Consider the following 10,429-nt stretch of genomic DNA (forward strand, 5'->3'; position numbering starts at 1 on the left):
GCTGCATATTGCGGGCATCATCCGGGCCTATCACCAGTTCCCCTATATGAACCGGCTGATCCACTATCTGCTGCATGAAAGCAGCGCGGACGCTGCCGATGAGGTCTCGAAATTCTTTGTCGCGCCGCTACTCGACTTTCATCGGCGGCTGCTGGCGGAAGGCATCAAGGCCGGCGAATTCCGCAATATCGATCCGGTGCTGTTCTACACCAGTCTGATCGGCGCCTGCGATCATCTGTTTTTCGGACGGCACGCGATGTCGCGCGCCACCGGCGTCGGGCCGGTCACCGACGAGGTCTGCCGCCAATACATCCGGCATATGGAAGCGCTGATCTGCGGCGGCATGCTGACGACGAATACGGAGACGGCGATCCTTACTTCCGGGTGACGATCGCGTCGTTTCAAGACAACAAGAATACCAACAAAACCAGAGGAAGCGCCCAAGGAGTTTTACCGATGCAGTTGAAGGATGTTGCCGTTCTCATCACCGGTGGGGGTTCCGGTCTCGGCGCCGCCACCGCACGCGCCATGGCGGCCAAGGGCGCCAAGATCGCGGTGCTCGATCAGAGCAGGGAGAATGCCGAAAAGGTCGCGGCCGAGGTGAAGGGCGTCGCCGTTGTCGCCGACGTCACCGACGAGGCCGGGGTCAAGGCGGCGATCGCGAAAGCGGAAGCCGCCCATGGTGTCGCGCGCGTCTTGATGAATTGCGCCGGGATCGGCGGCTCGCAGCGCATTGTCGGCAAGGACGGCGTCTATCCGCTGGCCAAGTTCGCCCGCATCATCAATGTCAACCTGATCGGCACCTTCAACGTGCTGCGGTTGTTTGCGGAACGGCTGCTGACCGAAGCCCCTGTTGGCGAAGAGCGCGGCGTCATCATCAACACCGCCAGCGTCGCGGCCTATGAGGGCCAGATCGGCCAGATCGCCTATTCGGCCTCCAAGGGCGGCGTGGTCGGTCTCACGCTGCCGGCGGCGCGCGATCTCGCCCAGCACAAGATCCGCGTCAACACCATTGCGCCGGGCCTGTTCCTGACGCCGCTGCTGATGGGGCTGAACGAGGAGGCGCGCAAGAGTTTGGGCGCGCAGGTGCCGCATCCGGCGCGGCTCGGCGACGCTTCCGAATACGGCAACCTCGCGGTGCACATCGTCGAGAACGCGATGCTGAACGGCGAGACCATCCGGCTCGACGGCGCCATCCGCATGGCGCCGCGGTAACACCTCTTCGTCGTCCCGGAGAAAACGGGACGACACACCCCGGAAAACCTGCCTCGCACATCAGAGTGACGCCATGAATTTCGATTTCTCCGACGAACAAAAACAACTCCGCAACGAAGCGCGAAAGTTTCTCGCTGAAAAATGCCCGCCCAAGGCGGTGCGCGCGGTGCTCGACGGCAAGGAGCCCTATGACCGCCAATTGTGGAAGGGGCTCGCCGGCATGGGCTTTCTCGGCGTCGCGATCCCCGAGGAATTCGGCGGCGCGGGGGCCGGCCATCTCGAACTCTGTGTGATCGCCGAGGAGATCGGCCGCGCGCTGGCGCCGGTTCCGTTTTCGTCAAGCGTCTATCTGGCGGCGGAAGCCATTCTGATGGCTGGCGACGAAGCACAAAAGCAGAAATGGCTTCCCATGATTGCGTCGGGGGCCGCGATCGGCACGCTGGCGTTGTTCGAAGGCAAGGGCAATCCGTCGCCGCAGGCGATCAAGCTCTCGGCATCAGGCGATAGCCTGAACGGTGTGAAGAAGCCGGTGCCCGACGGGGCGATCGCCGATTTCGCCGTCGTGGCGGCACGTACCGGATCGAGCGGCCGCGAGACCGATATCTCGCTGTTCCTGGTCGACCTGAAGGGCGACGGCGTCGAAGCCAAATCGCTGACCAACGTCGATCCGTCGCGCGGCCAGGCCGAACTCACCTTTCGCAATTGCAGGGCCGAGCCGCTCGGCCGCGCCGGCGAAGGCTGGAGCATTGTCTCGCAGGTGCTCGACCGCGCCGCGGTGCTGATGGCATTCGAGCAGGTCGGCGGCGCCGACCGCGCGCTGGAAATGGGCCGCGACTATGCGCTGGATCGTATCGCCTTCGGCCGCCCGATCGGTTCGTTCCAGGCGGTGAAGCATATGCTCGCCGACATGTATGTATCGGCGACGCTGGCGCGCTCGAATTGCTACTACGGCGCCTGGGCGCTCTCGACCAATGCGTCGGAACTGCCGGAGGCCGCCGCCGCGGCCCGCATCAGCGCGACGCAGGCGTTCCAGCATTGCGCCAAGAACAACATCCAGGTCCATGGCGGCATGGGTTTCACCTGGGAATTCGACTGCCACATGTATTATCGCCGCGCCAATGCGACGGCGCTCGGCCTCGGCAGTCTTTCATACTGGGAAGACGCGCTGATCGACCGGATGCGCAAGCGGAACGCGGCGTAGATTCATTCGGGACGCAGCCGCAAAGGACAACGCGCATGAATTTCGATGATACCCCGCAGGAAGCCGCGTTCCGTGCCGAGGCCAAGGCCTGGATCGCAAACAATGCGCCGAAGCAATACGAGGAGGACCTGAAAAAGTCCTCGCTCGGCCGCACCGAGCTCAAGGGCGCGAACATTCTCGAGGTTGCCAAAGCCTGGCAGAAGAAGAAGGCCGATGCGGGCTGGGCCTGCCTGCACTGGCCGAAGGAATATGGCGGGCGCGGCGCGACGCCAATCGAGCGCGTGATCTGGCAGCAGGAGGAGGGCGCGTTCGGCAAGCTCAGCGGCATCTTCATCATCGGCCACGGCATGTGCGGGCCGACCATGATGGCCTATGCCGGTGAGGAACAAAAACGAAGCTACCTGCCGCCGCTGGCATCGGGCGAAAAGGTCTGGTGCCAGTTGTTTTCCGAACCTGCCGGAGGATCCGATGTCGCCGGCCTGCGCACGCGCGCGGAAAAGCGTGGCGATACCTGGATCATCAACGGCCAGAAAATCTGGACTTCAGGCGCGCACTACTCTGATTACGGCATCCTTCTTACCCGCACCGACCCCAACGTGCCCAAGCACAAGGGTCTCACCATGTTCTTTCTGGACATGAAGAGCGCGGGCGTCGAGATCAAGCCGATCAAGCAGGCCAACGGCCAGTCGGATTTCAACGAGGTGTATTTCACCGATGTGAAAATTCCGGATTCGCAGCGGCTGGGCGACGTCAATGACGGCTGGAACGTGTCGCTGACCACGCTGATGAACGAGCGGATGTCGATCGGCGCCGGGGTTGCGACCGGATTCCCGGAGCTGTTCGAGTTCTGCAGCAATTTGATGCTGGAAGAGGGGCTCGCGATCGACGATCGCAATGTTCGCTCCAAACTCGCCCATTGGGCGGTGCGCGCCAGCGGGCTGAAATATACCAGCATGCGCGCGATCTCGGCGTTGTCGAAGGGCGAGCGCCCGGGACCGGAGAATTCGATCGGCAAACTGGTCGCGGGATCGATGATCCAGGATGTCGCGGCCTATGCGCTGGATCTGCAGGGCGCAGCAGGGGTGCTGAGCGGACCCGAGGCGGAGGCCGCCGGAAAATTCCAGGCGATGCTGCTGCGCGCGCCCGGGACCCGGGTCGAAGGCGGCACCGACGAGATCATGCGCAATATCATCGCCGAGCGCGTGCTCGGACTGCCCGGCGATATCCGGGTCGACAAGGACGTGCCCTTCAACAAGATACCGACCAAGGGACGATAGATCCAACTCGTAGGGTGGGCATCGCGCAGCGTTGCCCACCGCGCATCGCAATCAGATGGTGGGCTCGCTTCGCTTAGCCCACCCTACGGACAGCATGAGGCCCACCATGAATTTCGATGACACCCCGCAGGAAGCCGCGTTCCGCGCCGAGGCCAAGGCCTGGATCGATGCCAACGCGCCGAAGCAATACGAGGCCGAACTGTCGAAGGCCTCGCTTGGCCGGATCAGGCTGGAGAAGGCTGACATCGTCGAGGTCGGCAAGGCCTGGCAGAAGAAGAAAGCCGTCGCCGGCTGGGCCTGCCTGCAATGGCCTAGGGAATATGGCGGGCGCGGCGCGACGCCGATCGAGCGCGTGATCTGGCAGCAGGAAGAAGGTGTCTACGGCAAATTGACGCAGCCGTTCCAGATCGGCGAGGGCATGTGCGGGCCGACCGTGATGACCTATGGCAGCGAGGAACACAAACGCCATTATCTGCCGAAGCTCGCCGCCGGCGAACAGATCTGGTGCCAGTTGTTTTCGGAGCCGGCCGGCGGATCCGACGTCGCCGGCCTGCGCACCCGTGCCGAGAAGAGCGGCGATAGTTGGATCATCAACGGCCAGAAGATATGGACCTCGGGCGCGCATTATTCCGACCTCGGCCTTCTGATCACCCGCACCGATCCCAATGTGCCCAAGCACAAGGGATTGACGATGTTCTTCCTCGACATGAAGAGCAAAGGCGTCGAAGTGAAGCCGATCAAGCAGGCCAACGGCATGCAGGAATTCAACGAGGTGTTTTTTACCGATGTCGTGATTCCCGACCATCAGCGTCTCGGCGCGGTCGGTGACGGCTGGAACGTGTCGCTGACCACGCTGATGAACGAGCGGATGTCGATCGGCTCGCGGCTGGCGACCGGCTTTCCCGAGATGTTTGACTTTTGCGCCAATCTGATGACCGAGAATGGCCTCGCCATCGACGATCGCGCCACGCGCTCGAAACTCGCGAGCTGGGCGGTGAAGGCGAGCGGGCTGAAATATACCAGCTACCGCGCGATCTCGGCGCTGTCCAAGGGCGAGCGGCCGGGCCCGGAAAACTCGATCGGCAAGCTGGTCGCGGGCTCTATGCTGCAGGACATCGCGATGCATGCGATGGACCTCGAGGGCGCGGCCGGGGTCTTTACCGGTGCGGCTGAGGAGGAGGCGCGCGGCCAATTCCAGCAGATGCTGCTGAGTTCGCCGTCGATGCGCATCGCCGGCGGCACCGACGAGATCCTGCGCAACATCATCGCCGAGCGCGTGCTGGGCCTGCCCGGCGACATCCGCGTCGACAAGGACGTGCCATTCAACAAGATCCCGACCAAGGGGCGGTGAACATGTCGGATAACGCCGTGAAGACGCCGGGTGGCCGGCACAGCGTTGAAGAGCGGATCGGGGTGCTGGAGGAATTGCTGCGCGAGCGCTATTCCTGTCGCGCGTTCCGGCCGGAGCCGGTGCCGCGCCCGACCATCGAGCGCATCTTGACGGCGGCGCAGCGCACCGCGTCATGGTGTAACAGCCAGCCGTGGCAAATCGTGATCGCGAGCGGCGCGGCCAAAGAGCGGTTCCGCGCGGCGATCTACGCCGAGGCCAGCTCCGGCGCGCCCGAGGATGGCGACTTTTCATTTCCGCGCGAATATCGCGGCGTTTACCTGGAACGCCGTCGCGAAAGCGGCTTCCAGCTCTACAACACGCTCGGCATCATCAGAGGCGACAAGGCGGCCTATGCGAAACAGGCACTCGAGAATTACAATTTCTTCGGGGCGCCGCATGTCGCCATCATCCACAGCGACGAGGCGCTCGGCATTTACGGCGCGATCGACTGCGGCGCCTATGTCGGCAATTTCCTGCTGGCGGCGCAAGCGCTGGGTCTCGGCACCATCCCGCAGGCCGCGCTGGCGCGTCAATCCGGATTGATCCGGCGTCATTTTGGGCTCGGCGACGACCGGCGGGTGGTGTGCGGGATTTCGTTCGGCTTCCCGGACCGGGATCACAAGATCAACAGCTACCGGACCTCGCGCGCAAGCATTCCCGACACCGCGACGTTTGTCGACGAGTAGGACGAGCCGTCGCGCGTCAACTCTGCCCTCATCCTGAGGAGCGGCCTCTTGAGTCTAGGATCGTCATTGCGAGGAGCGAAGCGACGAAGCAATCCACTCTTCGGCATACAAAAGCTGGATTGCTTCGCTTCGCTCGCAATGACGGCCTAATTTCGTCGGCTGCGTCTCGAGTCAGGACTCTCAGGATGAGGGCGGAGAAATTCCGCGTCGCCCCTCTCAAAACTTCGGCGGGCGTTTCTCCGCGAACGCCTTGATGCCTTCCTTGATCTCGGCGCCGCGCATGCTGTCGCGGGCACGCCGGTCGGCGGCGTCCTCGTCGAGCTGGCCGCGCGCGAATTCGTTGATGGCGCGTTTCATGCCGCGCATCGCGACCGGCGCATTGCCGGCCAGGATTGTGGCGAGCCTGTCGACTTCCTCGTCCAGCGCCTCGGCCGGTACCATCGCCGTCAGGTAACCGATCCGCAGCATCTCAGCGGCGCCGATTTTCTGCGCGGTCAAAAACAGCTTCCTGGCATTGTCGGCGCCGAGCCGCGACACGTAGCGCCGGATCCCGCTCTTGTAATAGTGCAAACCCAGCCGCGCCGCCGGCATGAACATCTCGGCGCTGTCGACGCCGATGCGGAAATCGCAGGCCAGCGCCAGATCGGTCGAGCCGCCATAGACGCCGCCATTGAGCCGGCAGATGGTGGGAACGCCGAGATCCTCCAGCCGGTTGACGACGACTTCGAACGCCGACCCCGCGCTCCTCTCTTCAACGGCGCTGGTGGCGCGCTCGGCGACTGAATTGAGATCATAGCCGGCGCTGAAGGCGCGGCCGGTGCCGGTGAGCACCAGCACCCGGATCGCGGCATCGGCTTCGATCCGGTCGAACAGTTTGAGCAGCGCATCGAGGTCGTCGGGCTGCAGGCGATTCAGATGCTTGGGCCGGTTGAGGCGGATGGTGGCGCGGGCACCATCGATATCGAGCAGCGGCGTACTCGCCGTCTCAGCGGCTTGCGACATGATTTTCTCCATTTGCTCTATTTGTTTTGCTTTACTTATTTTCTTGAGCGCGCCGCCGGGCTTCGGCGTCGATGGTCTCGGCGAGATCGGGATGCCGTGCCATCAGCATCCGAAAGTCCACCAGATCGAGCACCAATAGCTTCGACACCCGTGTGGTGGTGATATTGGCGGAGCGCAGATGATTGCCGAGCAACGCCATCTCGCCGAAGAAGGCGCCCTCGCCGAGCGTCACCTTCTTGCCCGGCAAATCGACCTCGACTTCGCCGGCGGCGAGGAAATACATGCAGTCGCCGGTCTGGCCCTTGCGGATGATCATGGTCCGCGACGGCAGGTCCATGGTGCGCAGCATGTGCGTGACATCGGCGATCGCCGCCGGGCCGAGCGCGGCAAAGAACGGCACCTTGCTGACCGACTCCCAGGTTTTCAGGAAATTGTCGCGGCGGGTTTCCGCGGCAAAGCCGGTGGCGAGGATACCGGTCCAGAGCCCGAACACGCCAAGGCCGCAGATCATCACGGCCGCCGCCACCACCCGTCCGAGCGGAGTGATCGGCACCACGTCGCCATACCCCGTCGTGGTCAGGGTCGCGACCGCCCACCACAATGCCGCGGGCACGCTGCCGAAGACGGTCGGCTGGAAGTCGCGCTCCAGAAAATATTCCGCCACCGAGGCCAGCAGCAGCACCATCAGGAAAATCACCAGCACGCTCAGGAGTGGTCCGGATTCCAGCACCAGCACCCGGCGCAACTGGCGCAAGCCGGGAATTCCCGGCACCACCTTGAGCATCCAGAATACGCCGAGCAGCCAGGCGGTTTTGGGATTCGCGCCAAGGATCATGGCAAGCGGCACCGCCGTCGCGGCGATCGCGTCCACCAGCCCGCGACCCGATATCGCGTAAGTCCAGCCGCGCTGCGCCTGAAAGGCGTGGCGAAGCCGGACCACCCACTCGAACACAAAGAACGCCAGGCACGCCCACAGCAATGCGTCGACCCAGCGATGCGCCGTCTCATAGGCGGGATCGACCGTCAGCAAAACCATCACGGCGACACCGGTCGCAATGGCGACATAGGCCGCTTTGGTCATGTTGCGGCCGGTGGTCGCAGCCACAAATTGCTCAAACGGCTTGGACATTGGAACGCGGCGCCTGTCGATGGAATGAACCCTGATCGGCCATGCTGGGCGTGACCGGTCTGCAAAGTGCCCGGGCCGGGGAAGGCCGTCAACGCCGGCCCGAAAACAGCGTTATCGGCGGGCCTGGAGCGGCGCCTTTCGAGGGCGTGCCGTAAATCCGTCCCGACTCTGTTACGCGCTTTGCGCCGACTTGACGATCACCACATTGTCGTCATGGCCGGTATGCCGCTTCAGGCTTTCGCGCCGCATGCCGATCTCATCGCGCACGAATTCATATCCGAGCTTGAAGGTGTCCAGTCCGTCGCTCGAGATGGTGCCGTCGCGCAGTCCGATCACTGCGCCTCGAAGAATGGTCTCGAGTTCGTCCTGCAACGCGTCGAGCGCGTCCATCGTGGCGGCATCGGCGATCCGCTCGCCGATGTCGAGAATGGCCGTGGCCAGTTCGCTGGCTTTCTCCGGCGCAATCCGCGTCACCTTGGTGTAGAGCCCGACGAAGATCGAGCCGATGATGCTGAGCACGGCCGCTCCCAGATACAACAGGTCGCTGTAGCGTTCCAGGAACGATTTGGCGGTGTCGTTGATATATTCGGTGACGCCCTGATGGGCGACGATGAAGGCGTTCTTGTCGACATCGGCCGGTTCGATCCTGGAGGCGAAGCCGTTCTCCAGCGCCAGTTCGGCCTTGTTCTCGTAGATCGTGCGCGCCAGATCTCCCGCTGCGTTCGATGACATTCTGGACTGCGCGACCAAAAGCCATTGCAGCCCGATCGTATCGAGGTCGTCATCCGGTATCGCGGGTGCGGAAGACAGCATTCCGGTTGCCAGCGTTTCCTCCGAAATGTCCGGATTTCTCCGGATCAGCGCCTTCGATTCGTCGATCGCGTTCAAGGTAAAGGCGCTGCGCCTGGCATATTGTTCGAAGGTTTTGTCCTTCACGATCGCGGAAGCGTGCGCGATGGCGATCACCGCGCCATAACCGCCCGAGGAAAACAGCTGGTCAAGCGTCGAATTCGGCGGCGCCAGCTGGACCCTTGAGCCGGCTTCGGGGCCATCGGGAATTTCGAGGATATGGCGGACGAACGCGATGTTGTTGTCGCCGTCGGCCAGAACCGCAATTTTCTTTTTCTTCAGTTCGGCGAGCGATTTGATCTTCTTGCTGCCGGGGCTCATCAGCAGCAACACATCATGTTCCAGGATCGCGAGGGCGCGGGCGCGGGACGGAATCCTGGCGTCGGTGCGCAGCACCGCCAGATCAGCCTCCTTGCGATCGAATTGCGCCAGCGCTTTGGCGTTATCCGGGTTCGGCACGATCTTGAGGCGCAGCTGCGAAGAGCTGTTCTTGAGCACCGCGGCAAGCCTGGCGGCGAAACGGGCCTCGACGCTGTTGGCATTTCCGACGGCGAAGACAAGTGTTTCGGAATTCCTCAGCCAGACGCGGCCGCCCCAAACCGTCGCCACCGTCAGAATCAATGTCAGTGCGGCAAACAGCAGCACCTGTCTGCGATTGCTCGTAGCCACGCGCGAACGCGGGGGTGGAGCAGGCGTTGGCACTTCAGCACTCATGGGTCATACCCGCACGCCGGGAGCTTCGCCGCCATGCCAGCGCCGAGGGCCGCCCGAACGAGATCGTAAATATCTAAAAAAGAACAATAATTTTCAGGTTTGGGGATGATATCCGCCCCCGGACGGATTGCAAATCGGGCACCGCGGTAACCCAACCCCCCGCAGAGGTTGCGTCGCAGCAGCAACGTATCGCCGTTAGGCCACACTCGGCTTTTTTCGAGTTCCGCGCAGGTGCATTCTGTGTCTGGAGATGTCATAAATGACGAATACCGGTCGAATTGTCCGGGTTTGAGAAGAAGTGGCGCCGAACGCCTCCGGTCCAACTCGTGCCGTTCCAAGCAATTCCACCGAGGGCGTCAGCTTTGTCGTTTCCCCCCATGTCGTCGTCGGTTCCGGTAGCTGCGCTGATCGGATGGATGCTGCTGCTGACCGTCAAGCACGTCATCGCCGATTTTGTCCTGCAGACTTCCTGGATGGCCATCGGCAAGGACCAGAAGACCGGATGGGCGCTGCCGCTGCTGGCGCACTGCCTTGTACACCTTGCAGTTGCAATGACGCTGATCCTGATCGTCGCGCCGCGGTTCTGGTTTGTCGCTCTGATCGACTTCGCCATCCACATCACGGTCGATCGCGCCAAGGGATATTGCGCCGCGACCTTTGGCGTGACACAGGAGAACAAGCATCCGTGGTTCTGGACGCTGATCGGGGTCGACCAGGCGCTGCACCATCTCACCGGCTTTGGCCTGTCGATTTTCATGGCGTCGAACGCTTGATCGCGCCGGCGCAGGCCGACATCGGCTCATTTGCACGCCTCGCGATGGCGCGGCATGCTCCATTGCCGCGCTGATCGATCGAGAGAATCCAGATGACAGAGCAACCGCTCGCCAAGAAGACCGTCGACGTACTCGACAGCCGCATGGCCTATCACGAGCGCGGCGAGGGAAGACCGGTACTGTTGCTGCACGG

At 62.9% G+C, this 10,429-nt stretch carries 9 protein-coding genes and 1 pseudogene; 7 read left to right on the forward strand and 3 right to left on the reverse strand.

Annotation, left to right across the window (positions count from 1 at the left end; all coding sequences use genetic code 11):
* The 6 genes and pseudogenes from ABR948_RS23650 to ABR948_RS23675 all read left to right on the forward strand — a co-directional run.
* Positions 1–388, forward strand: a pseudogene (locus tag ABR948_RS23650) (TetR family transcriptional regulator); the annotation flags it as partial.
* A 68-nt stretch (positions 389–456) separates the two neighbouring features.
* Positions 457–1,215, forward strand: a complete 759-nt coding sequence (locus ABR948_RS23655) for an SDR family NAD(P)-dependent oxidoreductase (RefSeq protein WP_428122747.1) — start codon at positions 457–459, stop codon at positions 1,213–1,215.
* A gap of 73 nt (positions 1,216–1,288) precedes the next feature.
* Positions 1,289–2,416, forward strand: a complete 1,128-nt coding sequence (locus ABR948_RS23660) for an acyl-CoA dehydrogenase family protein (protein WP_428122750.1) — start codon at positions 1,289–1,291, stop codon at positions 2,414–2,416.
* Between the two features lie 35 nt (positions 2,417–2,451).
* The gene (locus ABR948_RS23665) at positions 2,452–3,693 is read left to right on the forward strand and encodes an acyl-CoA dehydrogenase (protein ID WP_428122751.1); all 1,242 of its coding nucleotides are present in this window, start codon (positions 2,452–2,454) and stop codon (positions 3,691–3,693) included.
* A gap of 106 nt (positions 3,694–3,799) precedes the next feature.
* The gene (locus tag ABR948_RS23670; RefSeq protein WP_428122752.1) at positions 3,800–5,044 is read left to right on the forward strand and encodes an acyl-CoA dehydrogenase; all 1,245 of its coding nucleotides are present in this window, start codon (positions 3,800–3,802) and stop codon (positions 5,042–5,044) included.
* Positions 5,045–5,046: 2 nt separating this feature from the next.
* Positions 5,047–5,769 (forward strand): nitroreductase, encoded by a 723-nt coding sequence (locus ABR948_RS23675; protein ID WP_428122754.1) that lies wholly within the window; start codon positions 5,047–5,049, stop codon positions 5,767–5,769.
* A 216-nt stretch (positions 5,770–5,985) separates the two neighbouring features.
* Here the strand turns inward: ABR948_RS23675 and ABR948_RS23680 are convergent, their stop codons facing one another.
* The 3 genes from ABR948_RS23680 to ABR948_RS23690 all read right to left on the reverse strand — a co-directional run bounded on the left by ABR948_RS23680 (position 5,986) and on the right by ABR948_RS23690 (position 9,463).
* Complete coding sequence (locus tag ABR948_RS23680; RefSeq protein WP_428122756.1) at positions 5,986–6,771, reverse strand: enoyl-CoA hydratase/isomerase family protein; 786 nt, start codon at positions 6,769–6,771, stop codon at positions 5,986–5,988.
* Between the two features lie 31 nt (positions 6,772–6,802).
* A complete protein-coding gene (locus ABR948_RS23685; protein ID WP_428122758.1) occupies positions 6,803–7,900 on the reverse strand; it encodes a cyclic nucleotide-gated ion channel in 1,098 nt (365 codons plus the stop codon).
* Positions 7,901–8,071: 171 nt separating this feature from the next.
* A complete protein-coding gene (locus ABR948_RS23690) occupies positions 8,072–9,463 on the reverse strand; it encodes a TAXI family TRAP transporter solute-binding subunit (RefSeq protein WP_428122760.1) in 1,392 nt (463 codons plus the stop codon).
* Between the two features lie 416 nt (positions 9,464–9,879).
* Here ABR948_RS23690 and ABR948_RS23695 point away from each other — a divergent pair, with 416 nt between their 5' ends.
* The gene (locus tag ABR948_RS23695) at positions 9,880–10,236 is read left to right on the forward strand and encodes a DUF3307 domain-containing protein (protein WP_428122763.1); all 357 of its coding nucleotides are present in this window, start codon (positions 9,880–9,882) and stop codon (positions 10,234–10,236) included.
* Positions 10,237–10,429 lie beyond the last annotated feature (193 nt).

The organism is Bradyrhizobium sp. (genome assembly GCF_050014615.1).
In the GTDB taxonomy this organism is placed as follows: Bacteria; Pseudomonadota; Alphaproteobacteria; order Rhizobiales; family Xanthobacteraceae; genus Bradyrhizobium.